27 protein-coding genes are annotated in these 26,172 nt (G+C 33.4%); 22 read left to right on the top strand and 5 right to left on the bottom strand.

What is annotated here, in order from left to right; translation table 11 throughout:
* The first annotated feature begins 62 nt into the window (after positions 1–62).
* Positions 63–1,028, top strand: coding sequence for an isopenicillin N synthase family dioxygenase (locus ACFSSE_RS01960; protein ID WP_379040792.1), 966 nt, complete (start codon positions 63–65; stop codon positions 1,026–1,028).
* Positions 1,029–1,558: 530 nt separating this feature from the next.
* On the opposite strand, the gene ACFSSE_RS01965 is transcribed toward ACFSSE_RS01960, so the two are convergent.
* Complete coding sequence (locus tag ACFSSE_RS01965; RefSeq protein ID WP_379040791.1) at positions 1,559–2,098, bottom strand: hypothetical protein; 540 nt, start codon at positions 2,096–2,098, stop codon at positions 1,559–1,561.
* A gap of 185 nt (positions 2,099–2,283) precedes the next feature.
* Here ACFSSE_RS01965 and ACFSSE_RS01970 point away from each other — a divergent pair, with 185 nt between their 5' ends.
* The 20 genes from ACFSSE_RS01970 to ACFSSE_RS02065 all read left to right on the top strand — a co-directional run bounded on the left by ACFSSE_RS01970 (position 2,284) and on the right by ACFSSE_RS02065 (position 20,180).
* Positions 2,284–2,658, top strand: a complete 375-nt coding sequence (locus ACFSSE_RS01970) for an NADH-quinone oxidoreductase subunit A (RefSeq protein WP_379040790.1) — start codon at positions 2,284–2,286, stop codon at positions 2,656–2,658.
* A 115-nt stretch (positions 2,659–2,773) separates the two neighbouring features.
* A complete protein-coding gene (locus ACFSSE_RS01975) occupies positions 2,774–3,316 on the top strand; it encodes an NADH-quinone oxidoreductase subunit B (RefSeq protein WP_379040788.1) in 543 nt (180 codons plus the stop codon).
* On the top strand, positions 3,316–3,819 hold the full coding sequence (locus ACFSSE_RS01980; protein ID WP_379040787.1) for an NADH-quinone oxidoreductase subunit C: 504 nt from the start codon (positions 3,316–3,318) through the stop codon (positions 3,817–3,819). Before ACFSSE_RS01975 ends, ACFSSE_RS01980 begins: the two co-directional genes overlap by 1 nt.
* 9 nt (positions 3,820–3,828) lie before the next feature.
* The gene (locus ACFSSE_RS01985) at positions 3,829–5,064 is read left to right on the top strand and encodes an NADH-quinone oxidoreductase subunit D (RefSeq protein WP_379040786.1); all 1,236 of its coding nucleotides are present in this window, start codon (positions 3,829–3,831) and stop codon (positions 5,062–5,064) included.
* On the top strand, positions 5,057–5,569 hold the full coding sequence (locus ACFSSE_RS01990) for an NADH-quinone oxidoreductase subunit NuoE family protein (RefSeq protein ID WP_379040785.1): 513 nt from the start codon (positions 5,057–5,059) through the stop codon (positions 5,567–5,569). Before ACFSSE_RS01985 ends, ACFSSE_RS01990 begins: the two co-directional genes overlap by 8 nt.
* A 154-nt stretch (positions 5,570–5,723) precedes the next feature.
* A complete protein-coding gene (nuoF, locus tag ACFSSE_RS01995) occupies positions 5,724–7,088 on the top strand; it encodes an NADH-quinone oxidoreductase subunit NuoF (RefSeq protein WP_379040783.1) in 1,365 nt (454 codons plus the stop codon).
* A 141-nt stretch (positions 7,089–7,229) separates the two neighbouring features.
* On the top strand, positions 7,230–8,234 hold the full coding sequence (locus tag ACFSSE_RS02000; RefSeq protein WP_379040782.1) for a 2Fe-2S iron-sulfur cluster-binding protein: 1,005 nt from the start codon (positions 7,230–7,232) through the stop codon (positions 8,232–8,234).
* Positions 8,234–9,271 (top strand): NADH-quinone oxidoreductase subunit NuoH, encoded by a 1,038-nt coding sequence (gene nuoH, locus ACFSSE_RS02005; RefSeq protein WP_379040781.1) that lies wholly within the window; start codon positions 8,234–8,236, stop codon positions 9,269–9,271. The genes ACFSSE_RS02000 and nuoH overlap by 1 nt, the downstream gene beginning before the upstream one ends.
* An 87-nt stretch (positions 9,272–9,358) precedes the next feature.
* Positions 9,359–9,883, top strand: a complete 525-nt coding sequence (locus ACFSSE_RS02010; RefSeq protein ID WP_379040780.1) for a NuoI/complex I 23 kDa subunit family protein — start codon at positions 9,359–9,361, stop codon at positions 9,881–9,883.
* Positions 9,884–9,965: 82 nt separating this feature from the next.
* Complete coding sequence (locus ACFSSE_RS02015) at positions 9,966–10,469, top strand: NADH-quinone oxidoreductase subunit J family protein (protein ID WP_379040779.1); 504 nt, start codon at positions 9,966–9,968, stop codon at positions 10,467–10,469.
* Entirely contained in the window at positions 10,462–10,791 is a 330-nt protein-coding gene (nuoK, locus tag ACFSSE_RS02020; protein ID WP_379040778.1) for an NADH-quinone oxidoreductase subunit NuoK, read from the top strand. Before ACFSSE_RS02015 ends, nuoK begins: the two co-directional genes overlap by 8 nt.
* A 16-nt stretch (positions 10,792–10,807) precedes the next feature.
* Positions 10,808–12,709: an NADH-quinone oxidoreductase subunit L gene (gene nuoL, locus ACFSSE_RS02025; RefSeq protein WP_379040777.1), complete on the top strand. Its 1,902-nt coding sequence runs from the start codon at positions 10,808–10,810 to the stop codon at positions 12,707–12,709.
* A gap of 21 nt (positions 12,710–12,730) precedes the next feature.
* Positions 12,731–14,185 (top strand): complex I subunit 4 family protein, encoded by a 1,455-nt coding sequence (locus ACFSSE_RS02030; RefSeq protein ID WP_379040776.1) that lies wholly within the window; start codon positions 12,731–12,733, stop codon positions 14,183–14,185.
* An 8-nt stretch (positions 14,186–14,193) separates the two neighbouring features.
* Positions 14,194–15,579: an NADH-quinone oxidoreductase subunit N gene (locus tag ACFSSE_RS02035; RefSeq protein WP_379040775.1), complete on the top strand. Its 1,386-nt coding sequence runs from the start codon at positions 14,194–14,196 to the stop codon at positions 15,577–15,579.
* A 51-nt stretch (positions 15,580–15,630) separates the two neighbouring features.
* Positions 15,631–16,293, top strand: coding sequence for a DedA family protein (locus tag ACFSSE_RS02040; RefSeq protein WP_379040773.1), 663 nt, complete (start codon positions 15,631–15,633; stop codon positions 16,291–16,293).
* Positions 16,283–16,831, top strand: coding sequence for an inorganic diphosphatase (locus ACFSSE_RS02045; protein ID WP_379040772.1), 549 nt, complete (start codon positions 16,283–16,285; stop codon positions 16,829–16,831). Before ACFSSE_RS02040 ends, ACFSSE_RS02045 begins: the two co-directional genes overlap by 11 nt.
* A gap of 3 nt (positions 16,832–16,834) precedes the next feature.
* Positions 16,835–18,175, top strand: a complete 1,341-nt coding sequence (locus tag ACFSSE_RS02050) for a hemolysin family protein (RefSeq protein ID WP_379040771.1) — start codon at positions 16,835–16,837, stop codon at positions 18,173–18,175.
* A gap of 2 nt (positions 18,176–18,177) precedes the next feature.
* Positions 18,178–18,882: a 16S rRNA (uracil(1498)-N(3))-methyltransferase gene (locus ACFSSE_RS02055; protein WP_379040769.1), complete on the top strand. Its 705-nt coding sequence runs from the start codon at positions 18,178–18,180 to the stop codon at positions 18,880–18,882.
* Positions 18,849–19,676 (top strand): DUF4159 domain-containing protein, encoded by an 828-nt coding sequence (locus ACFSSE_RS02060; RefSeq protein WP_379040768.1) that lies wholly within the window; start codon positions 18,849–18,851, stop codon positions 19,674–19,676. The genes ACFSSE_RS02055 and ACFSSE_RS02060 overlap by 34 nt, the downstream gene beginning before the upstream one ends.
* A 3-nt stretch (positions 19,677–19,679) precedes the next feature.
* On the top strand, positions 19,680–20,180 hold the full coding sequence (locus tag ACFSSE_RS02065) for an acetyl-CoA carboxylase biotin carboxyl carrier protein subunit (protein ID WP_379040767.1): 501 nt from the start codon (positions 19,680–19,682) through the stop codon (positions 20,178–20,180).
* Positions 20,181–20,239: 59 nt separating this feature from the next.
* Here the strand turns inward: ACFSSE_RS02065 and ACFSSE_RS02070 are convergent, their stop codons facing one another.
* The 4 genes from ACFSSE_RS02070 to tilS all read right to left on the bottom strand — a co-directional run bounded on the left by ACFSSE_RS02070 (position 20,240) and on the right by tilS (position 23,965).
* A complete protein-coding gene (locus tag ACFSSE_RS02070; protein ID WP_379040766.1) occupies positions 20,240–20,902 on the bottom strand; it encodes a hypothetical protein in 663 nt (220 codons plus the stop codon).
* 106 nt (positions 20,903–21,008) lie between these two features.
* A complete protein-coding gene (locus tag ACFSSE_RS02075) occupies positions 21,009–21,995 on the bottom strand; it encodes a pyruvate dehydrogenase complex E1 component subunit beta (RefSeq protein ID WP_379040765.1) in 987 nt (328 codons plus the stop codon).
* A 121-nt stretch (positions 21,996–22,116) separates the two neighbouring features.
* Positions 22,117–22,599: a hypothetical protein gene (locus tag ACFSSE_RS02080; protein WP_379040764.1), complete on the bottom strand. Its 483-nt coding sequence runs from the start codon at positions 22,597–22,599 to the stop codon at positions 22,117–22,119.
* Positions 22,600–22,618: 19 nt separating this feature from the next.
* Positions 22,619–23,965: a tRNA lysidine(34) synthetase TilS gene (tilS, locus tag ACFSSE_RS02085; RefSeq protein WP_379040763.1), complete on the bottom strand. Its 1,347-nt coding sequence runs from the start codon at positions 23,963–23,965 to the stop codon at positions 22,619–22,621.
* Positions 23,966–24,012: 47 nt separating this feature from the next.
* Between tilS and ACFSSE_RS02090 the strand changes: the two genes are divergently transcribed.
* Positions 24,013–26,142, top strand: a complete 2,130-nt coding sequence (locus ACFSSE_RS02090; protein WP_379040762.1) for an OstA-like protein — start codon at positions 24,013–24,015, stop codon at positions 26,140–26,142.
* The last annotated feature ends 30 nt before the right edge of the window (positions 26,143–26,172 follow it).

Here is a 26,172-nt window from a genome sequence, read left to right on the forward strand (position 1 = left end):
TTTTTAATTTGCACTTATTAACAATTTTAAGCTACATTTAAATTTATATAAAATGTTTTATTATGGCTAATAAAGTAAATATTCCGCGTTTAGATTTGAATGATTATTTAAACGGTACACCAGAGCAAAAGAAAAAATTTTCTGATGATATTGGAAGTGCTTTTAATGATACTGGTTTTGTAACTATTACTAATCATGGTTTAAGTCAGGATTTAATTACACAGCTTTATCAACAAGTTAAAAATGTTTTTTCTTTGCCAGATGATAGCAAGTTAAAATATGAAAAAGTAGAGCTAGCCGGACAAAGAGGTTATACTTCAAAAGGAAGAGAAAAAGCAAAAGATGCTAAAACCCCAGATTTAAAGGAATTTTGGCAAATTGGTCAATATGTAGAAGACGGAGATGTAATTAAGGCCGATTATCCAGATAACATAGAAGTTGATGAGTTTCCAGAATTTAACTCGGTTACCAAAGAAACTTACCAAAGCTTAGAAAAAGCCGGAAAGCATATTTTAAATGCGATAGCTGTTTATTTAGGTTTGTCAGAAAATTATTTTGAAGATAAAGTACATAACGGAAATTCTATTTTAAGAGGAATTCATTACTTTCCTATAGAAAACCCAGATGCGCTTCCTGCTGATGCAGTAAGGGCTGGAGCGCATGAAGACATCAATTTAATTACTTTATTAATTGGCGCAAGTGCCGATGGTTTAGAAGTTTTAACCCGTGAAGGCGAATGGTTTGCAATTACAGCACAAGGAGCAGATATTGTAGTAAACGTAGGCGATATGCTGCAACGTTTAACAAATAATAAATTGCGTTCTACAACGCACAGAGTGGTTAATCCACCTCGTGAGTTAATGAAAACTTCAAGATACTCAGTTCCATTCTTTTTACATCCAAAATCTAATATGGATTTAACTTGTTTACCATCTTGTATAGATGCAGAACATCCTAAAGCTTTTACTGATATTACAGCTGGCGAATATTTAGACGAAAGACTAAGAGAAATAGGTTTAAAAATGTAATTCTCAAATTTGAGAATAGGGAAGAAGGTGCTCGAGAGGGTGCCTTTCTTTGTTTTAAGGAGATTTAGTTTTATTTGATTTCTAATGCTTAAAAACATTTCATCTCTAAATGATGTTTCAACTTCATAATGTTTAAAATGTAGATTATTTGGGATCAGTTGGCTTCAAAATTTAAAGCATGAATAACCCTAAGTGTATTACTGTTTGATAATGGAAAGTTAAAAGCTGGACCAAAAGAAACACCAAAATAACCATTTACCACAAATACATTATTTTCATCATAAAAATTAATTGAATTTAATAAATCAGACTGTTCATAAATATTTCCAATAAAAGTTATTGAAGTGCTATACCCTGTTAGAGATTTATTTTATTGATAACTAAGCTCTGCACTCAAAGGCTTTGTATTTGTAAAACTTAAATTTTCAGCATTAATTATTTGCTTAGCTATCTTAAAATATAACGAGTTTTGTCCAATAGAATTTTGAACAAAACTCGTTAAAAGTATTATTCTAATAATAATTTCAATTTTAAAAACTTAATCCGACTGTTAATGGAATGCTGTGAAGTTTTAAATCATTATATGCTGAATTAGAAAATTTTCCATTATGAATAGATTGATAATTATAACCTGTTTTAATATTCAATCTTGTTTTTCCCCCAATTCCAAAACCATACCCTAGATTAATGCCCGAATTAAATCCTTTTTCAAAATTGTCGAATAGTTTTACAGCATAACCAATATGAACATTAGTAAAAAAACCTTTTTGCGAAGGTTTGAAAAAATAAATGCCATTCAAATTAAAAGGTAAAGTATTATAAAAATCAAAGCTGTAATTGGAGCGTTGGTATGCATCTGTACCTATAGATATACCAAAGCCGTATTTTGTATTGGTCATTCTATACCCAGATAATTTTACCCTAACAGCATTAAATTGATTTGTGAATTTATTATTAGAAACTCCTTGTAAAGTTCCAATCTCAAATCCAAAGTTTGTCTTTCTCGTTTGTGAAAAATTTTGAAAATAAGACCCTAATAGGATTAGTAATAGAAGTATTGATCTTTTCATAGTATAAATTTTTTAAATGAAGTTGTTTTTGTTCACAATATTAGTTTATTATTACCATAGACGTTTATAATTTAGATTGGTTACATCAAATTTTAATAAATAGTTACTTAACTCTATAACATATTTACCTTTCAAATTTTACATATTGTACGCTTTACACTATATTTGCAACATTAATATAGAATATGGAACAAATAAGCACTCCAATTAATTATTTACCAATCATTATTCAGTTAGCCGTTGCCTTAGGTTTTGTGGCATTAACCATGATTTTAACGCACATGATTGGGCCAAAAAGAAAAACTACAGATGTTAAATTAACCGCCTTCGAATCAGGTATCGAGGTAATTGGTAACGCTCGTCAGCCTTTCTCTATTAAGTATTTTGTAGTAGCTATTGTGTTTGTTTTGTTTGATATTGAGGTAATTTTTATGTACCCATGGGCTGTTAATTTTAGAGAGTTTGGTTTAAATGGCTTAATAGAAATGTTCATTTTTATGGGAACATTACTTTTAGGCTTTATTTATGTGATAAAGAAAAAGGCTTTAGATTGGGATTAAGTAGAAATGTTCTAAATAGTAATAGGAAGCATTTGATTGTTATAAACTTAATAAATTTGCGACTTAGTAAAACACCAATTAGCCTTTTTGGTTTATTGGAAAAGGAATACAAATTATGAGCGATATAAATTTAGTAGAAGCACCAGCCGGGGTTGAAGGATCAGGTTTTTTTGCTACTTCTTTAGATAAAGTAATTGGCATGGCAAGAGCTAATTCTCTTTGGCCACTTCCTTTTGCTACTTCATGTTGTGGTATAGAGTTTATGGCAACAATGGGTTCTCACTACGATTTTTCTCGTTTTGGGGCCGAGCGTCCATCATTCTCTCCTCGTCAGGCAGATTTATTAATGGTAATGGGTACCATTGCTAAAAAAATGGCACCTGTTTTAAAACAAGTTTATATCCAAATGGCAGAGCCACGCTGGGTAATTGCTGTTGGTGCTTGCGCAAGTAGCGGTGGTATTTTTGATACTTATTCTGTTTTACAAGGTATTGATGAAATTATCCCGGTAGATGTTTATGTGCCTGGTTGTCCTCCACGTCCAGAAGCTATTATCAACGGATTTAATAAAATTCAAGATTTAGTACGTACAGAATCTTTAAGAAGAAGAGATTCTCCAGAATATACAGAATTATTAGCTAAATACGGAATCCAGTAATGGGTAAAATATCTAATCAACATATTACAGAGAAGCTTACCGCTCAGTTTGGAGAAAAATTCAACAATCTTTCCGAGCCTTTTGGTTTGCTAACTTTTGAAACCACAACAGATGTAATCTCTGATTTATTGGCTTTCTTAAAAAACGATACTGAATTAAAGTTTAATTATTTAACTGATATAACAGCAGTTCATTATCCGGAAAAAACAAATGCTTTATGTGTAGTTTATCATGTGCATAGTTTAACCAATAATGTGAGAGCTAGAATAAAAGTTTCAATTCCGGTTTCTAATCCAACAATACCAACTGCAACTACCTTATGGGAAGGTGCAAATTGGATGGAGCGTGAAACTTTTGATTTCTTCGGAATTCAGTTTACAGGTCACCCAAATTTAGTGAGGATATTAAACGTTGATGATATGACTGTTTTCCCAATGAGAAGAGAATATCAATTAGAAGACCCGAACAGAGTAGATAAAAAAGATTTTTTCTTTGGACGTTAAGTAAAATACATGAGCAATTTTATAACAGAAACAACGCCAAACAGACCCGTTTATACAGATAATGATCCGCAAGGAGAATTAATTACTTTAAACTTAGGCCCAACTCACCCAGCAACACATGGTGTATTCCAAAATGTGTTACAAATGGATGGCGAGCGTATCGTAAGCGGAGTTTCTACCATAGGATATATACACAGAGCTTTTGAAAAAATAGCAGAACACCGTCCATTTTATCAAATCACCACTTTAACAGATAGAATGAACTACTGTTCATCGCCAATCAACAACATGGGTTGGCACATGACGGTAGAAAAACTTTTAGGTATTCAAACTCCAAAAAGAGTTGATTATTTAAGAGTAATTGTGATGGAATTAAGCCGTATTTCAGATCACTTAATTTGCAATGGTATTTTAGGTGTTGATACAGGTGCTTTCTCTGGTTTCCTTTACTTAATGGAAGAAAGAGAACATATTTACGAAATTTTTGAAGAAATATGCGGTGCTAGGTTAACCACAAATATTGGTAGAATTGGTGGTTTTGAAAGAGATTTCAATGATATCGCTTTCGCTAAAATTGAAAAATTTTTAGAAAAATTCCCACCTGTTCTAAAAGAGTTTGAAACTTTATTTAATAGAAACAGAATATTTATTGAACGTACTTCAGGTGTTGGAGCAGTTGACCCACAAACAGCATTGAATTATAGTTGGAGTGGTCCAATTTTAAGAGCAACTGGCGTTGATTATGATGTGCGTGTAAATGAGCCTTATTCTTCTTACCAAGATTTCGATTTTGAAATTCCGGTAGGTACAACTGGCGATGTTTACGATCGTTTTATTTTAAGAAACGAAGAAATGTGGCAAAGCTTAAGAATTATTGAGCAGGCTTTAGTTAAAATCAAAAGTGAACCAAAAGGCATTTTTCATGCTGACGTTCCTGAGTTTTATTTGCCTCCAAAAGAACAAGTTTATAATAACATGGAAGCTTTAATTTATCACTTTAAAATTGTGATGGGCGAAGTTGATACCCCAAAAACGGAAGTTTATCATGCTGTTGAAGGTGGAAACGGTGAATTAGGTTTTTATTTAGTAAATGATGGTGGTAGAACGCCTTACCGTTTACATTTCCGCCGTCCAAGTTTTATCAATTATCAGATGTATGCAGAAATGAGTCGTGGAATGTTACTTTCTGATGCCATTATTAACATGTCTAGTTTGAACATTATAGCAGGAGAATTAGATGCTTAGAGTAGAAGATACCGCAGCAGTAGAATTTTCTACTGAATTATTGAGTAAATGCACTGAAATTATCAGTCGTTATCCAGAAGGTAAACAAAAATCGGCTTTGTTACCAATTTTACACGAAGCACAAGCAGAATTTGGTTGGTTAAGCTCTGCAACAATGGATAAAGTTGCTGCCATACTTTCAATAGAGCCTATTGAAGTTTATGAAGTAGCTACTTTTTACACCATGTATTTTATGCGTCCTCAAGGCAAATATGTTTTAGAGGTTTGCCGTACAGGTCCATGTTGTTTAGTAGGTGCCGAAAAAATAATGGACTACATTGGCGAAAAATTAGGCGTAAAAGAAGGTGAAGTAACTGCCGATGGTTTATTTAGCTATCGAGGAGTAGAATGTTTAGCTGCTTGTGGTTATGCTCCGGTTTTACAAATTGGTCCAGAATATACTTTCTACGAGAATCTAACAACTGATTCTGTAGATAGATTAATTGCAGATTTAAAGAGCAAGTAGTATTGAGTCGTGAGATTTGAGTATTGAGTGCTTAGCAAACGAATAATTTAAATCGGAAAAGAAAATAAAAATATGATAAAGTAGATGATGAGGATAGGATTGGGGACTATTAAAGGTCTCTATACTCTATACTCAAATCTCAAATCTAATAAACATGGGTCGCAAATTATTATTAGAACATATTAACGTACCGGGTATCAATACTTTGGAAGTTTACCGCAAAATGGGAGGCTACAGGGCAGTTGAAAAAGCTATCAAAACCATGTCAACAGATGAGGTGGTGGAAGAAGTGAAAAAATCTGGTTTACGTGGCCGTGGTGGCGCTGGTTTCCCAACCGGGATGAAGTGGAGCTTTTTGGCTAAGCCAGAAGGAGTTGCTCGTTATTTGGTATGTAATGCCGACGAATCTGAACCAGGAACTTTTAAAGATCGTTATTTAATGACTCATATCCCTCATGCTTTAATTGAGGGAATGATTGTATCGAGCTACGCACTTGGTGCAAAGGTAAGTTACATTTATGTAAGAGGAGAAATGATGCCTCAAATCCGAATTTTAGAAAAAGCTATTGCTGAGGCTAAAGCTGCAGGATTTTTAGGGAAAAATATATTGGGTTCTGGTTACGATTTAGAATTATACGTTCAACCGGGTGGTGGAGCTTATATTTGTGGAGAAGAAACTGCTTTATTAGAATCGCTTGAGGGTAAAAGAGGAAACCCAAGAATTAAACCCCCTTTCCCAGCTATTGCCGGATTGTATGGTTGCCCAACAGTGGTAAATAACGTAGAATCTATTGCAGCAGTTGTGCCAATTATTAACGATGGTGGAGATGAATATGCTAAAATTGGCATTGGGCGTTCAACTGGTACTAAATTAATTTCTGCTTCTGGAAACTTAAATAAACCAGGTGTTTATGAAATAGAATTAGGTCTTTCTGTTGAAGATTTTATTTACTCTGACGAATATTGTGGTGGTATTGCGAACGGAAAAAGACTAAAAGCAGTTGTTGCTGGAGGTTCATCTGTACCAATATTACCTGCTAATTTAATATTGAATTTAGTTAACGGCGATAAACGCTTAATGTCTTACGAATCTTTATCTGAAGGTGGTTTTGTTAGTGGAACGATGTTAGGTTCAGGAGGTTTTGTAGCTTTAGATGAAGACCAATGTATTGTTAGAAACACCTGGAATTTCTCTCGTTTTTATCACCATGAATCTTGTGGACAATGTTCTCCTTGCCGTGAGGGTACAGGTTGGATGGAAAAAGTGCTGCATAGGTTAGAATACGGTCATGGTAAAATGAGCGATATGGATTTATTGGTAAATGTTTCTAAACAAATAGAAGGAAACACCATTTGTCCGTTAGGAGATGCAGCGGCTTGGCCTGTTGCAAGTGCAATTCGTCATTTTAGAGATGAGTTTGAATGGCATGTAAGTAATCCGCAATTGGCCGTTAAACAAAATTACGGTTTGGCACATTATGCAGATCCTTTGCCAATACCGGTAGCAACTGAGGCATAGTTTTGCGTTAGGGATTGAAGCGGCATCCTTTTTTGTTATCTTGGGCGTAGTCGAAGGACAAACAAAAAAGATATAGCGGAAAGCCTGTTCGAACGCCCAAAATAATAAAACATTAAAAGTACATTTTAAAAAATTTTAAAATTGGCTGATAAATTTAAAGTAACAATAGACGGAATTCCTACGGAAGTAGAGGCAGGAACTAGCATTTTAAATGCTGCTCGTCAAATTGGTGGAGATATTGTGCCACCTGCTATGTGCTATTATTCTAAGTTAGAAGGTAGCGGTGGTAAATGCCGTACTTGTTTAGTTAAGGTGAGTAAAGGTTCTGAAAAGGATCCTCGCCCAATGCCAAAGTTAGTTGCAAGCTGCCGTACCAACGTAATGGACGGTATGGAAGTGCAAAATATCACTTCGCCAGAGGTAGTTGAAGCAAGAAAAGGCGTTGTAGAAATGTTGTTGATTAACCACCCATTAGATTGCCCAGTTTGCGACCAAGCCGGAGAGTGCCATTTACAAGATTTAGGGTATGAGCATGGTTCTGAGGGTACACGTTATGAATTTGACCGCAGAACTTTTGAGAAAATAGACATTGGTGATAAAATCCAATTGCACATGACGCGTTGTATTTTATGTTACCGTTGTGTGTTTACTGCAGATCAAATTACAAACAACCGTGTTCACGGTATTTTAGGAAGAGGAGACCACGCAGAAATTTCTACGTACATAAAAAAAGCAGTTGATAACGATTTCTCTGGAAACGTAATTGATGTTTGCCCTGTTGGTGCTTTAACCGACAAAACTTTTCGTTTTAAAAACAGAGTCTGGTTTACAAAACCTGTTGAAGCGCACAGAGACTGCCCAACTTGTACTGGTAAAGTAACTTTATGGTACAAAGGAGAAGAGGTTTTACGTGTTACAGCAAGAAAAGATGAATATGGCGAGGTAGAAGATTTTATTTGTAACACTTGCCGTTTTGATAAAAAAGAAACTAAAGATTGGGTTATTGAAGGACCGAGAAATGTTTCTCGTCAATCTGTAATTAACTCTAATCATTACGATAAATTGCAACCAGCACAAGTTGTTAAGAAGAACCTGGAGTTGATAGAAGCAAATAAAGAACAATTCGAAAGAGCAACTAAATTTTAATGGAAGTAGCATTTTTAATAGAAAAAACGGTTTTAATTTTAGTGTTATTTACTTTAACACTAACTATTGCAGCTTATTCTACCTGGGCCGAACGTAAAGTTGCGGCTTGGCTTCAAGATAGGGTTGGGCCTAACAGAGCCGGAATTTTTGGTTTGTTACAACCATTAGCAGATGGTGGTAAAATGTTTTTTAAAGAAGAAATTATTCCTAGCGGATCTAATAAATGGTTGTTTATTGCTGGGCCTTCTTTGGCTTTATTGGTTTCTTTTTTGGGTACAGCAGTTATTCCTTTCGGACAAAATATCGAGCTTTTTGGAAGAAGCATTCCTTTACAAGTTACTGATATTAATGTAGGTATTCTTTACATTTTTGGAGTGGTTTCTTTAGGAGTTTACGGAATTATGATTGGTGGTTGGGCATCAAATAACAAATATTCTTTAATGGGTGCTATTCGTGGCGCTTCTCAGAATATAAGTTACGAGATTGCAATGGGCTTGTCTATTATTGCCTTGCTCCTAGTAACTAATTCTTTAAGCTTTAGTGTAATTGTAGAGCAGCAACACAGCTGGCATTGGAACATTTTAGTGCAACCTTTAGGGTTTTTAATCTTTTTGGTTTGTGCTTTTGCAGAAACAAACCGTGTTCCTTTCGATTTACCGGAGTGTGAAACTGAGTTAATTGGGGGTTATCAAACAGAGTATTCTGCCTTTAAAATGGGAGCTTACATGTTTGCCGAGTATATTAATATGTTTGTTTCATCAGCAGTAATGGCAGTTTTATACTTTGGTGGTTACAATTATCCAGGTATGGATACAGTTAACGAACTTTTAGGTCCAACATGGGGTCCGCTTATTGGCGTTGGTGTTATGCTCTTTAAAATTATTGCATTCATTTTCTTTTTTATGTGGGTAAGGTGGACAGTTCCACGTTTCCGCTATGATCAGTTAATGGATTTAGGATGGAAAGTTTTAATTCCTCTAGCAATTGCAAACATTGTAATAACGGCAATAGTAATAGTAGTAGTTGATAAATTATAGGGCTTCGACTCCGCTCAGCCTGACAAAAATAACATTTCGACTCCGCTCAATGTGACAAAAGCAGAGAAGACTAAATAAAAGATGATAATGGAATCATTAAGTGGTAGAAAAAAAGTATTAGAACAAAAACCAATGAATTTTTGGGAGCGCATGTATTTGCCTGCAATATTTCAAGGGATGGGCATTACTTTTATGCACATGTTCAAAAAGAAAGAAACAACGCATTACCCAGAAGAAGAAAGAGAATTTTCTGAAAACTGGAGAGGAATGCATTCTTTAAAAAGAGATGAACAAGGAAAAGAGCGTTGTACGGCCTGTGGTTTATGTGCTTTATCTTGCCCTGCAGAAGCAATAACAATGATTTCTGCAGAACGTGAAAAAGGAGAAGAGCATTTGTATAGAGAAGAAAAATATGCGGCAGTTTATGAAATCAACATGTTGCGTTGTATTTTTTGTGGATTGTGTGAAGAAGCTTGCCCTAAAGAAGCAATTTATTTAGATGGCCCAATTGTACCAGCAGATTATTTACGTAAAGATTTTATTTACGGTAAAGATAAATTGGTAGAAATGCCTATTACAGAGTTGGAAGCTTTAAAAGGATCAACAGTTTAGTTTTCGATAATATATAACATAATTTTAATCAAAAATTTTACCTTTGCCCCATCAAAAAAAGGTAATCGCAGATAACAAATAGATGAGTTTATTTTATTTAGTCGCATTTCTGTCCATTCTATTCTCCCTTCTGGTAATTTTTACCAAGAATCCGGTTTATAGTGTACTGTATTTAATTGCAACATTTTTCACCTTTACTATCCATTACATTTTATTAAATGCTCAGTTTTTAGCAGTTGTAAATTTTATAGTTTACATGGGTGCAATTATGGTACTGTTTCTTTTTGTATTGATGTTAATGAACCTCAACAAAGAAGCAACGCCTTTTAAATCAAAATTGGCAATGATTATTGGGGTTATAGCTGGTGGTAGCTTATTGGTTACTTTAGTTGGTGCTCTCAAAGCAATGCAAACATCGGCGGTAAGCCAGTTCCCAAATTCTGATATTGGTTTAGTAGAAAATTTAGGAAAAGTGCTTTTTAGCGAGTTCCTATTGCCTTTCGAATTATCATCAATTCTTTTACTCACCGCCCTAGTGGGTGCAGTATTATTAGCTAAAAAAGACAAAAGAACTCATAATGGATAATATTTCAGCAACTATTCAAGTAGTTCCACTTAATCATTATATTTTATTAAGTGCAATTATTTTCACAATTGGAGTTATTGGAGTTTTGATAAGAAGAAACGCAATCATCATTTTTATGTCGGTTGAGTTGATGTTAAACGCAGTTAACTTATTATTGACAGCATTTTCTGCTTACAGCGGTGATGCATCTGGGCAAGTATTCGTATTCTTTATTATGGCTTTAGCCGCTGCCGAGGTGGCTGTTGGTTTAGCTATTATAGTAATGGTTTACAGAAATACCAGTTCTGTTGATATTAATGTATTGAATAGGTTAAAGTGGTAATTTTTTATAAGATTAAATGATAGACTTAGTTTGGTTAATTCCGTTATTTCCCGCAGTAGGTTTCCTTATATGTGGTTTAGGAAGAAATGTTTTTCCTAAAGCAGTTATTGGAACCATAGCAAGTTTAGCCGTTGTGGCATCTTTTGCGGTAAGTTTGGGGATATTTTTTGAATTTGACGCAACAGAACCTGTTGTTATAACTCTTTTTGATTGGATTACAGTTGGTAAAATTAGTATTCCTTTTGCTTTTCAAATAGATCAATTGAGCATTTTAATGCTGCTGATAATTACAGGAATAGGTTCGCTCATACATATTTACTCAACTGGGTACATGAGTCACGATGCTGGTTTTGGGAAGTTTTTTGCTTACCTAAACTTGTTCGTGTTTTTTATGTTGCTATTAGTCTTGGGTTCAAACTATGTCATCATGTTTATTGGATGGGAAGGCGTAGGTTTGTGTTCTTATTTGCTAATAGGTTTCTGGTACACCAATGGCGCTTACGCTGATGCAGCTAAGAAAGCCTTTATTATGAATAGAATTGGTGATCTGGGTTTCTTAATTGGTGTTTTTATTATTATTAGTACTTTCGGAAGTGTTTCTTTTACAGAAATTTTTCCACAAGCACAAGGAATGATTTCTGGTGATGCCACCCTAACTTTAATTACCATCTTGTTATTTGTAGGTGCAGCAGGTAAATCAGCACAATTACCTTTGTTTACTTGGTTACCAGATGCAATGGCGGGTCCAACACCTGTTTCTGCATTAATACATGCTGCTACCATGGTAACAGCAGGTATTTATATGATTGCAAGGTCCAACATCTTATTCAGCCTATCCCCAATTACCATGAGCATTATTGCAGTAGTTGGTTTAGCAACTGCAATTATTGCTGCAATAATTGCATTAACACAAACAGATATTAAAAAAGTATTGGCTTATTCTACAGTATCTCAATTGGGATATATGTTTTTAGGTTTAGGAGTTGGTGCTTATACTGGGGCTTTCTTTCATGTTTTAACTCATGCTTTCTTTAAAGCTTTATTGTTTTTAGGTGCGGGTTCTGTAATTCATGCTATGAGTAATGAACAGGATATGCGTAACATGGGTGGCTTAAAAAAGAAATTGCCAATCACTTTTTTCACCATGTTAATGGGAACCATTGCAATTTCTGGTTTACCACCATTTGCAGGTTTCTTTTCTAAGGATGAAATTTTAGCTCATGTTTTTGAGCATAATAAAATACTTTGGGCTATAGGTTTATTTGGTGCTTTGCTAACCGCCTTCTATATGTTTAGGATGATGTTTTTAACCTTTTGGGGTTCTTTTAGAGGAACTGAGGAACAGAAACATCATTTACACGAATCTCCAATTTCAATGACTTTCCCTTTAATTGTATTAGCTATACTTTCTGTGGTTGGTGGTTTCATTGGAGTGCCAGAGGCATTACACGGTGGACATTGGTTAGCTCATTATTTGGCCCCTGTTTTTGAAGGCTCAACTTCACGTTTAGGTGAATTGTCTTTATCTCATTCAACAGAATATATATTAATGGGTATTTCAGTTGGGGGCGTTGTAGTAGCCATAATTTATGCATATATCAAATATGTTAGAGGTGCTCATGTTCCTGTTTCAGATAGCGAACCTCGTTCAGCTTTAGCTAAGATATCATACAACAAATTTTATTTTGATGAGTTTTACTCAGCCATTATTCAAAAACCTTTAGATGCACTTTCAGGATTTTTCTTTAAAGTGATTGATAAATCTGGAATAGATGGATTAGTAAATGGTTTAGGTAAAGGCTCGATTGAAGCCAGTAAAGGATTGCGACTATTACAAACAGGAAATGTAGGTTTCTATATTTTTGCAATGGTAATTTGTATAGTTGCAGTTTTGTTATATAGTTTTATTAAATTTTAAGATTCCGAATTAAAGAAATAGATGAATTTATTAATCTTATTGTTTTTTCCTTTAGTTGGCTCAATAGCTTGTTTATTGAACAAAAATTATGCTAAGCAAACCGCATTAATTAGTGCACTTATAACTTTAGGTTTTGCTTTGGTAATGCTTAATCATTTTGAGGCTGATGCAACAAAACAGTTTGTTGTTGATTTTCCTTGGATTCCGCAATTAGGTATAAATTTTAAAGCAGGTATTGATGGTATAAGCATGATGATGGTTTTACTAACCACAGGCTTAGTTCCATTAATTATATTATCAGGTTTTAACCGAGAATTTAAAAATCCCTCAGCATTATTTGCTTTAGTGTTGTTTATGCAATCAGGTTTATTAGTGGTGTTTACAGCCTTAGATGCATTTTTATTTTATGTAGGATGGGAAGCTGCTTTAATTCCAATATATTTTATTTGTGCCTTATGTGGCGGAGAAGATAGAATCAGAATTACGCTTAAGTTTTTCATTTATACGTTTGCAGGTTCTCTGTTTATGCTTTTAGGTATTATCTATCTGCATTTGCAAACTCCAAATAACAGTTACGATTTAGAGGCATTTTATGCGCTTAATTTAGATGCTGTTTCTCAAGGATGGTTGTTTTGGTGTTTCTTTATTGCATTTGCTATTAAGATGCCAATCTTTCCTTTCCATACATGGCAACCAGATACCTACACAGATTCTCCAACTATTGGGACAATGTTATTAGCAGGTATTATGCTAAAAATGGGTATATATGGAGTCATCAGATGGTTAATCCCTGTAGTGCCTTTAGGTTTTATGGAGTGGAAACAATTAGCCATGGTTCTTTCTATCATTGGAATTGTGTATGCAGCAATTATCGCTTTTAAACAAAAGGATATTAAAAGATTAATTGCTTATTCTTCAATTAGCCACGTTGGTTTAATTGCAGCAGGTATTTTTGCTTGGAATGTAGAAGGCTTACAAGGCGCAATGATACAGATGTTAAACCACGGAATAAACGTTATAGGTTTGTTTTTTGTGATGGATATCATCATCAACAGATTAAATACAAGAGAAATTGCAAGCATGGGTGGAATTGCTAAAGTTGCCCCAAAATTCTCAATAGCATTTTTAATTATCCTTTTAGGTACAGTTGGTTTACCGTTAACAAATGGTTTTGTTGGCGAGTTTTTACTGCTTAACGCTGTATATCAATATCAAATATGGGCTGGTGCAATTGCTGGTTTAACCATCATACTTGGCGCTGTGTATATGTTAAGAATGTATAAAGATGTTATGCAAGGTCAGTTAAATGATTTAACATCATCTTTTAAGGATATTAAAGGTACAGAAATAGCTCTTTTAGCTATTGTTTGTACTTTAGTAATTGTGATTGGAGTTTATCCTAAACCTATTCTTCATATTTCTGAAGCTGCGGTAAACGGATTAATCAGTCAAGTAAATAATAAATTAGCATTTTAATTTTAAGAATGAATTCTTTAATAGTTATATCAATTTTAGCTCTTATAGTCCTTTATTTAGGATTATTTAAAGCAAAAAATGCATTGTTACCGGTAAGTATCCTTGGTTTGTTAGGCGCTTTAGTTTTAGCTATTATGGAGTGGAATAGCGGTGCTGCCCCAATCTTTAGTGGAATGATGCTTTTTGATAATTTTGCTGTAGCGTTTTCTGCATTAACTATTATTTCTACTATTCTTATTCTATTATTATCAAAATCGTATTTTGAAAAAATTAGTGAAAACGTAGCCGAGTATTATACAATCATGCTATTTGCCCTTGTGGGAGTTGTTGTTATGGTTTCATACCATAATCTTTCTATGCTGTTTGTAGGTTTAGAAATCATGTCGGTAAGTTTATACATTTTAGCAGGTATTAAAAAAAGAGATTTTGCCTCGAATGAAGCAGCTCTAAAATACTTTTTAATGGGTGCTTTTTCAACAGGTTTCTTGTTATTTGGTATCGCATTATTATACGGAGCTTCTAATTCTTTTGATTTAGGCGTAATTGCTCAATACGTTATTGATAGGCCAACCGCCGAGGGAATAGACCCAATGTTTTATGTGGGTATTGTTTTAGTAATGGTTGGCTTAAGTTTTAAAATTGGCGCTGCACCTTTTCATTTCTGGACACCAGATGTTTATGAAGGTTCGCCAACGTTAATTACAGCATTTATGTCAACAGTTGTTAAAACTGCTGGTTTTGCTGCTTTCTTGCGTTTGTTTGCCACCTGTTTTGCTCCATTAGCAGATTTTTGGATGCCAACTTTATTAGTGATAACAATCTTAACATTGTTTATTGGAAATATTACTGCCCTTTATCAAAGCAATTTCAAAAGAATGTTGGCTTATTCAAGTATATCTCATGCGGGTTACATGCTTTTTGCAATTGTAGCTTTAGGTAGTACTTCAATAAACTCAGTATTTGTTTATGCTGCTGCATATTCTGTAGCCTCAATAATTGCTTTTGCAGTGTTGATTTTAGTGAAAGAACAAACAGGGGGAGAAAACTTTGAAAACTTTAATGGTTTAGGAAAAAAGAACCCATTTTTAGCATTTGTATTAACAGTAGCAATGCTTTCATTAGCTGGCATCCCTTTAACGGCAGGGTTTATTGGAAAGTTCTTTATGTTTTCAGCAGCTTTAGAGCAGTACCATACATGGTTAATAGTTATGGCTATTATCAATGCTATTATCGGAATTTTCTATTACTTTAAAGTAATTGTAGCCATGTATTTTAAAGATGCAGAACGCAAAGAATTGGTTTCTTCTGGTTACTATAAATTGGTTATTGGTGCTTCTGTAATAGCTACAGTTATTTTAGGAGTTTATCCTTCATTAATCACAGATTTATTTTAAAGTTTTTATGATTATAAAATTGCAATAATATTTGTAGTTTTATAAGGTAAAATGCAAGAACTCTGGGATCAATTTACCAAGCTGCTAGATGCGCAGCAAATCATTCATAAAGGAGGATTCTACCTTATTCTATTTGTGGTATTTGCAGAAACTGGATTATTTTTTGGTTTCTTTCTTCCCGGAGATTATCTTTTATTTTTAGCAGGAATGTTTGTTGCCACAGGAAGATTAGATGTTGGCATCATTACAATGGTAATTGGTTTGATATTTGTTGCTTCTGCAGGAAATTTTGTGGGTTATTGGTTTGGTTACAGAACTGGGCCTATGCTATACAAGAGGAAAGATAGTTTTTTCTTTAAGCAAAAGTATTTGAAGGCAGCAGAAGCATATTATAGGAAACAAGGTGCTTTCGCATTAATAATGGGTAGATTTGTGCCAATAGTACGTACTTTTGCGCCTATAATTGCTGGAGTGGTAAAATTAGATTTTAAACGTTTTGCTTTTTATAATATAGTAGGAGCCATAATTTGGATTACATCGCTCACATTTCTTGGATATTTTTTAGGTAAGAAATTTGAATTAGAAATAGAAAAGTATTTAGGTTATATCATTTTAGGTTTTGTAATAATAACAACAATTCCATTAGTATTAGCCTTTTTTAAGAAAAACATCAACAAAATAAAACAGAATAATTTAGATAATAATGACGAATAATCACCCTTGGCACTCTGTTCCACCAGGAAAAAATTTACCAGAAAGCGTTACAGCAATCATAGAAATACCAAAAGGTTCTAAAGCAAAATATGAAATTGATAAAGAATCCGGCTTATTAATTTTAGATAGAATGCTATTTTCGTCTGTGATGTATCCAGCAAATTATGGTTTTATTCCGCAAACTTATTGCGATGACCATGATCCTTTAGATATATTAGTGTTATGTTCTGCAGATGTTTATCCGATGACCATGATTGAAGCCAAAGTAATTGGCGTAATGCACATGGTTGATAATGGTGAACAAGATGATAAAATTATTGCCGTAGCTAAAAATGATATGTCTGTAAATTATATTGAAGATTTATCTGAGTTACCTCCACATACTATGAAAGAAATAGTAAGGTTTTTTCAAGATTACAAAGCCTTAGAGCATAAAAATGTAACTATAGAAACACTACACGGTAAAGAGTATGCTTACAAAGTAATTCAAGACAGTATCGATTTATATAACACAGAAATTAGAGTAAACTTAAAATAAATAATGGACCCCCATCTCGAAATTAGTGGCTTTCACATATTCTTAACCATATTTTTGGTTTTATTAAATGGCTTTTTTGTAGCTGCAGAGTTTGCTATTGTAAAAGTTAGAGGCTCACAAATTGAAATTAAAGCTAAAACCGGCAGTAGAGTTGCGGGTATGGCTAAGCACATGACTAGCCATTTAGATGGTTATTTGGCAGCTACACAATTAGGAATAACTTTAGCCTCTTTAGGTTTGGGTTGGGTAGGTGAAGGTGTAATGTCTGGTTTAATGAGCAACATGTTCAACTTCTTAAATCTTCCAATTTCAGATAGTTTAGCTACTACTTTAGGTCACGTTTTCGCTTTTTCCATTATTACTGTTTTACATATTGTTTTTGGCGAATTGGCTCCAAAAACTTTAGCTATTCAGCGTCCGGTAGGTACAACAATGGCAATTGCTTTGCCTCTACAAGTATTTTATGTTGTGTTTAAACCATTTATTTATGTTTTAAATGGTTTTGCAAACCTAATATTAAAACTTTTTGGTATCAGTTCTGCAAACGCTCACGATTCATTACATTCTTCGGAAGAGTTACAGTATTTGTTAGATCAAGGAAAAGAATCTGGTGCGCTAGACAAAGCAGAACATGAATTAATTAAAAACGTTTTCGATTTTAATGAACGTGTTGTAAAAAATATTATGGTTCCAAGAACCAAAATTTCTGCTATAGAACTTGCTGCTACACAAGAAGAATTACTAGACACTATTATTTCTGAGGGTTATTCCAGAATACCAGTTTACGATGAAACAATTGATAAAGTTGTAGGTATAGTGCATGCCAAAGATATTTTATCACTTATTGTAAAACACGGAAAATTTAATTTACAAGATATTTTAAGAAAACCATTATTTGTACCTGAGTCTAAAAAAATTAATGACTTAATGGCCGAGCTGAAACTTAAACGTATTCAAATTGCAATAGTTTTAGATGAGTTTGGTGGCACAGCAGGAATGGTAACGTTAGAAGATATTGTAGAAGAATTGGTTGGCGATATACAAGATGAGTATGATGAAGAAAAACCTTTGGTAGAAAAAGTTTCTGATAACGAGTTTATTGTAACAGCATCAGCTTCGGTTTACGATGCTAATGAATTTTTGCCTCATGACTTACCTGAAGATGAAGATTACGATACTGTGGCAGGTTTGTTAAGTGAGATTTTCGGGAAAATACCTGAAGTTGGCGAAACCAAAGAATTTAACGGTTACACTTTTACCATTCTTAAAAAAATTGATCAAAATATAGAATCAGTAAAACTTCAATTGTTTTTAGAGAAGGATGAACAAATAGATATTCACTAATAATGCATTTGTTTTACACCCCAGATATTGCATCTACAATTTACCAATTAGATGAAGAGGAGAGTAAGCACTGCATTAGAGTTTTACGTTTAAAACTAAACGATAAAGTAAATTTAATTGACGGCAAGGGTGGTTTTTACCTTGCCGAAATTATACAAGATCATCCTAAAAAAACCATTTTGGAGGTTTTAGAAGCACAAAAAGATTTTTCAAAAAGAAACCATCATTTACATATAGCTGTTGCACCAACTAAAAATATTGATAGGTTTGAGTGGTTTTTAGAAAAAGCAACTGAAATTGGAATTGATGAGATAACACCAATCATCTGTGAAAGATCTGAGCGTAAAGAAATTAAGCATGATCGATCTAATAAAATATTAACCGCTGCTATTAAACAATCTTTAAAAGCATTCCATCCAGTTTTAAATCCCCAAATTTCTTTTAAAGAATTTATTGCCAAGGCTAAAACCGATGTAAAGTTTATAGCCCATTGTGAGGAAGGGCATAAAGGATTTATGAAAGATAATTTTAAACCAAACTTAAATTATTTAGTTTTAATTGGTCCCGAAGGAGATTTTTCTATACAAGAAATAGAATATGCTTTGCAAAATGGATTTGTTCCCATAACTTTAGGCGAAAGCCGATTACGCACAGAAACGGCTGCACTACAAGCATGCTTCGAAATCAATTATTTAAACAGGCCATAAAGTCAAAAGTTAAAAGTCAAAATTTAAAACAGCTAGTTGATGGTTTTAGAAGTAAATCTTTTGCCTCAATAAAAAGTGTTTTTGCTCTTTGCTCATTAATTCTTCCCTATTCTACTTTTCACTCAAAAGTTATAAAGTCTGGTTTAGTTTCTTGGCTCTTGGTTCTTGGTTCTTGGTTCTTAATTTCATTCACAAATCCTACCTATAAAATAGCTAAGCTAAAATACAACGGCGGTGGTGATTGGTATGCCAACCGTACCGCTTTACCTAATTTAATAGATTTCTGTAATAAAAATTTGGGTACTCAAATAGCAGCGGAAGAAGCTATTGTTGAGGTTGGAAGTGGCGATTTATTCAATTATCCTTTTATATATTTAACTGGGCATGGTAATATTGTTTTTACCCAGCAAGAAGCACAGAATTTAAGAAAGTACTTATTGGCTGGTGGTTTTTTGCATATTGACGATAATTATGGCTTAGATAAATTTATAAGGCCAGAAATGAAAAAGGTGTTTCCAGAGCTTGAATTTGTTGAATTGCCAGCTAACCATCCTATTTATCAGCAAAAGTTTAAATTTAGCGCAGGTTTACCAAAAATTCATGAGCATGATAATAAAAGACCGCAGGGTTTTGCATTAGTTTTTAAAGGAAGGGTAATATGCTTTTATAGTTACGAAAGCGATTTAGGAAATGGCTGGGAAGATTTTGGAACCTACCCGGAAGATAACTTAACAACAAGAGAAAAAGCCTTAAAAATGGGCGCAAATTTAGTTCAGTATGCTTTAACGCAATAGAATATGTATCATATTAAAGTTAATAACCACTCAGCTTTTAAAACTGAGGTAAACAACAAGCAAATTACCATTGATGGCGAAGCTATTGATATAGATTTGATTGCCATTTCTGAAAACAGATTTCATCTGATAGTGGATAAAAAAAACTATTTAGCCGAAGTTTTAGAGGTTAATTATGGGGAGAAAAAGTTTAAAGTTAAACTAAATACTGGTATTTACGATTTGGAGGTTAAAGATAAGTTTGACGCACTATTAAAAAACTTAGGTTTAGATAATCTAAACGCACAAAAACTAAAAGAAATAAAGGCACCAATGCCCGGGTTGGTATTGAAAATTTTAGTTGAACCTGATACCGAGGTGAAAAAAGGGGATAGTATATTAATTTTAGAAGCTATGAAAATGGAAAATATTATTAAAGCACCTAGTGATTTAAAAATCAAAAAAATTAACATTAAAGCTGGAGAAACCGTTGAGAAAAACCAAGTGATGTTGGTTTTGGAGTAGGATAATAAATATCTTAGTTAAAAAAAGAGAACATGAAAAGCTCTCTTTTTTGATGTTATTTAAAACGTATAGCCTAAACTTATACCAACATAATAAGGTATAAATACGTCTGAATTAAAGAAAGGTGTAAAACCTCCTCTAAAAGAAAATCCGCTTTTTACGGGTTGCAACCTATACATAAAACTCATTGTGCCAAATACCGCTGAGCCATTAGAATCAAAAATTGAAGCATTAGCATAAGTTGCCCCTAATCCAATTTCAAAGAAATTTTTACCTTCGCCTAAAAGGTAATTCAAAGAAACTGGTATAGTCATCACATTAGCTCCGTCACCACCAATAGCTCCAATTCCTATTCTGCCTCCAATACCATTTCTTTTGTTGCTAAATCTTGTATCGTAGTTAGCCGTAAAAACTAGGCCTTGTCCACCTAATTCTACAAATATGTTTTGCGCCCTTTTAGCTTCGACAGCAACCTTAGTTTCACTATCAGTAAAAGTTTCAGTTGTTCCGTTTTCGTAAACAACTTTTAAAGCTTCTGTCTTTGGGATGGTATAAGTTGGTCCGTTAAGGTTAGCAAAAACTTTATACTTTATTTCTATTGTACTAATTTCTAAAACCTTGGTCTCTAAAACTTGTCCATTAGTTTTGTAAATTTTGTCTTGTGCTTTTGCAACAAAAGCACTTACCATAAAAATAAAAGCAATCAGGTTAAATTTTTTCATAATCATTATGAGGTTTAAATAAGTTATTTTAATTTTCAGGAGCTTTAAATAAAAAAAGCTGCTCTAAATTATTGGAACAGCTTTTAAAAATTATATGATTTAAATGTTATTTTGAAACGTACATTACATCTTTCACCGCTTTTACCACACGCTCTGCATTAGGTAAACTAGCTGCAATTAATGTTGGTGCGTAAGGTAATGGTACATCTGCACAAGTAATACGTAAAACTGGCGCATCTAAATAATCGAAAGCATTTTTTTGAACATGGAAAGCAATTTCAGAAGAAATTGAAGCCAAAGGCCAAGCTTCTTCAACAACTACTAAACGGTTGGTTTTTTTAACAGAAGTTAATATAGCATCAAAATCAATTGGTCTAACGGTTCTTAAATCAATTACTTCAACGTTAATTCCTTCTTTGGTTAAAGCCTCAACAGCAGGTGCTACTACTCTCGACATCATTTTACCAAAAGAAACGATGGTTACATCTGTACCTTCTTTGGTTACTTTGGCTTTGCCAATTTCAATAATATATTCTTCTTCTGGTACTTCGCCTTTATCGCCATACATTAACTCCGATTCCATAAAAATAACAGGGTTGTTATCTAAAATAGAAGCTTTCATTAAGCCTTTAGCATCATAAGGGTTTGATGGTATAACTACTTTTAAACCTGGGCAATTTGCAAACCAGTTTTCAAAATTTTGAGAGTGTTGTGCACCTAATTGGCCAGCGTTACCAGTTGGGCCTCTAAAAACAATTGGGCAGTTAAACTGACCACCAGACATTGAAAGTACTTTTGCAGCTGCATTAATAATTTGATCTATTGCAACTAAAGAGAAGTTAAAAGTCATAAATTCTACAATAGGGCGTAAGCCGTTCATTGCAGCACCTATTGCAATGCCTGTAAAACCAAGCTCGGCAATTGGAGTATCTATTACACGTTTTGGACCAAACTCATCTAGCATTCCTTGGCTCACTTTGTATGCTCCGTTGTACTCGGCAACCTCTTCACCCATTAAAAAAATTTTGTCGTCCTTACGCATTTCTTCGTTCATTGCCTCGCGAAGTGCTTCTCTGAATTGTATTTCTCTCATTATGATGTTTCTAAATTATTTTAAGGAACGCAAATATAATTATTGTTGTTTTAAAAACAATCTTTAAATGTGTTGTAATGTATTTAAAGCAAATATTCTTTTTAAAAAAAAAGATTAAAGTCTAATTTTTTAATGCGTCTTGTATGCAATTATATAATTCTGCTTGCTTTTGTGTGCCAATAACATACACTAATCCGTCTCTGTCTGTTAGTTTAACGGCATCTTTGCCTCCAGCGTAAAACCTAATGGTGCCGCTGCGGTGTAAATTGTAAACAGGGTTATTTAAAAAATATTTGCTGTATGGAGATTTTTCAATTTTAACAATACTATTCAAATCAATTTTCACCAAGCGTGTAGTCCATAAACCATCTAATATTAAAGCTTTATTAATAACGATAGTACGGTAATGTAATAAAAAAAGCATCAAAACACTCACTACCAGTATAGTGCAACCTACAAGCAACAACAGCTCGCCATTTTTTTCTCTGTTATCTGTAATGTAATAGGCTATTAAACAAAAAACAGCCATCACCATTCTTATGCTAATGAAGTTGTAATCTCTTCCTAAATATTGCTTTTCCAGAAATGGATAATGCTCTGTCATGTTATTTATAGTACAATTTTTAGCCTTTAGTATTTAGCTCGAATATAATTATTTTTTTGGTGTTTGAATTTACTTTATACCTATCATCACTTCTAAAACCACAAACCCAAACAATTTCTCCGTTTCCATTTGCTAAAATTGGGATGTCAGCTTTTTGCTGTTGTGGTACTTTTTGTTGAATAAAATAATCGCTCAGCTTCTTAAATCCGTTCATGCCAAAGGGTTTAAAAACATCTCCGTCTTTCCAATATCTTAAAGTTAAGGGATAAATCAAAGATTTTCCATTGGCATAAAGGATGTTTTTTTTACCTTTAAATGATGTTGGTGTAGTTTTGCAATTGGTAATTTTTAAAGAAATATCATTAAAAAGTACATCGGTAGCATCTTCCAATATTTTTAATTCTTTTAAATGTTTAGCCGTTACTAGGTTTATTAAAATACAATCCCTATCAATTGTTAATATGTGGGTTTTAGAAAAATATTGCTTACCGCTGATGTTGTTTAATCCATTAATTACATTTTCAACCTGTGTAGCATTAAATCCGTAAGGGTTCAATAATTCGAAAAGCAACAAATGCTGAGGATTTAATTTGCGAATGTTTTCAAAACTTATAGAAACTTGGTTATTTTCAACCACAACAATTTCTTTTACTAAATTTTTAACATTTTCGTTTAGTAAAGTTTCTAACTCTTTAAAATAATTTAAATTTTGCTGAAACGTTTTTTCTAAAGAAGGATTAAGTTCCTTCATTTTAGGGATAATCTCTAATCTAACTTTATTACGCATGTATTTAGTAGCAGCATTTGAACTGTCTTCCACATAATTAAGCTGATTTTGAGAAACTAAATTCTGAATATCATCGGCTGTAAAGCAAAGCATTGGCCTTATAATGAAGTCTCTTTCTATTATTATTCCATGCAAACCCTTTATTCCAGTTCCCCTAATTAAATTAATCATTACAGTCTCTGTAGCATCGTTTTGATGTTGAGCAACTGCAATTTTGACAAAGTTTTCTTTAGTTCTTATCTGCTCAAAAAAAGTATAACGTAAGCTGCGAGCAGCCATTTGAATACTCACTTTTTGTTCTTTTGCAAAAGCTAAAGTATCAAAGTGAGTAAAATAAAGCTTAACATTAAGTTCTTTAGCCAAGGCTTCTACAAAATGTTGGTCTCTTAAAGATTCTTCTCCACGTAAATTAAAGTTACAATGTGCAATTGCAAACTTAAACCCACATTGCGCAAATAAGTGAGCCATTAAAACAGAATCTTTACCGCCACTAACCGCTAGTAAAATAACATCGCTAGAACTAAAAAGTCCATTAGTTTTTACAAAATCGGTAAATTGCTTTTTTGCTAATAACATCATTCAAAAATAACCGTTTAAAATCGTTAGCAAAAAACTAATTTTGTTGTGTGAGAAAGTATTTACTGTTTTTATTAATTTTTAGCTGTACCAATGGTGCTTTTGCCCAACAAGTTACCCGTGTAGAGTTGCTCCAATCCGAATCTTTTATTGGTTTAAAAAGAAATGGCGAAAACACTAACAAAGTAATTAAACCTGTTTTTAAACAAGATAACGCCACATTAACTTGTGATAGTGCGTATTTTTATTTAACAAAAAATAGTTTTGAAGCTTTTGGAAATGTGCATATTAACCAAGCCGATACTGTAAATATATATGCCGATAATTTAAATTACGATGGAAATACTAAGAATGCAATTTTAACAAATAATGTTAAGCTAACAGATAATGATGCAGTTTTAACCACCAATAATTTAAACTATAATTTAGGAACCAAGATAGGGCAATACTTTAACGGAGGGAAAATTGTTAACGGAAAAAACACTTTAACCAGTCAAAACGGGTTTTATTTTACGCAAAATAAGGATGCTTATTTTAGGTATAAAGTTGAGGTAAAATCGCCAGAAGTATTAATTAAATCTGATACTTTAAAATACAATACCATATCTAAAATAGCTTACTTTTTTGGCCCCACAAATATTTACGGTAAAACCGATACTTTATACACAGAAAACGGCCAGTACAATACCAATAACGACCAAGCTTCTTTTGGGAAAAGGAACCTTTACACACAAAATTCTAAAAGTTTAAAAGGAGATAGTTTGTTTTACGATGGCAAAGTTGGCTATGGTAGGGCGGTTAAAAATATTGTTTTTATAGATACTGCACAAAAAATAGAGCTACGTGGCGATTTGGGAGTTTATAAGAAGAAAGACGAAAGCATTACGGTTACTAAAAACGCTTACGTTATTTTTTTAACCGAAAAAGATTCTGTTACAAAAGATAGCATTTGGCTTACTGCCGATACTTTAAAAAGTAAAGTATTGATGAAAATGGATTTGTATAAAATGCAGCAAGCTGCTAAACTGGCTATTATTAAAGCGAGTGCAAAAACAGATAGCTTAAAAAATATAAGCTTAGCTGTGAATAGCGAAGAAGCTGAAAACGACAATTTAACACCCGAATTAAGTGTAGGTTTAAATGATAGCACAGCCACAGATAGCGCAAGAACCGTTTTTTTAAAAGACAGTTTGGCTACCCGAAAACAGTTTGTTAAAGATAGTTTGATTAATGTTAAAACGCTACAAAAGAAAGAAGATCAATTGTTACGAGAGCAAAATAAAAAACCTAAAGCTTTAGCCATACCAATTGTTAAAAGGGCGCCAAATAATGCTATTATTTGGCCAATGTTAAAAGAAACCGATGATAATAAACTGGGTTTGGTTATAATTAAGCCAATCAAACCAAAAAAGGTAGAGTTTGTTTCTGCAAATCCGAACGCTGTAGATACTACCAAAATACGAATTGTAGAGGCTTACAGAAAAGTAAAGATTTTTAAATCAGATTTGCAAGCGAAAGCAGATTCCGCTTTTTTTAGCTACGGAGATTCTACCATGCGTATTTTTCAAAAACCTTTGGTTTGGGCGCAAGGCAGTCAGCTTTCTGCCGATACCATGTATATCCAAATGAAGAATAAAAAAATGGATAATTTGGAGATGATAAGAAACTCAATTGTTGTTAATACCGACGAAGATTCAGTAAAGTATAACCAAATTGCAGGTAAATTTATGCAAGGCTTTTTTAAAGATGAAAAGCTAGATGTTATTTTTGTGAATGGAAATGCCGAGAGTATTTATTTCCCAAAAGATAGCGCTGGTAGTGATGGAATGATGCGTTCTATAGCCTCTAGAATGCGGATTGATTTTGATAAGGATAGTGTGATGAGTATTTCGTTTATTAAAAAACCAGAACATAATTATTATCCCGAAGATAAAATTACAGAGGAGTTAAAAACACTTCCAAATTTTAATTGGAAGCCTAAAGAAAGACCGAAATCAAAGGAAGATATATTACCAAGTTTAGTTCCTAAAGCTATTGTTACAAAAAAACCTGTGGCTAAAAAGCCGGCGACTAAACCTGCAGCTAAAAAGGTTGATCCAAAAAAAGATGAACCATTAGAATTTGATAAGGTTAAGCAAGCTAAGCCTGCTTATGAGCCACCTAAAAAAGTGGTGGAATAAGTTTTTTGTGATTATTTACAACAATTATTT

It is taken from the genome of Pedobacter alpinus (assembly GCF_042684645.1).
In the GTDB taxonomy this organism is placed as follows: Bacteria; Bacteroidota; Bacteroidia; order Sphingobacteriales; family Sphingobacteriaceae; genus Pseudopedobacter; species Pseudopedobacter alpinus.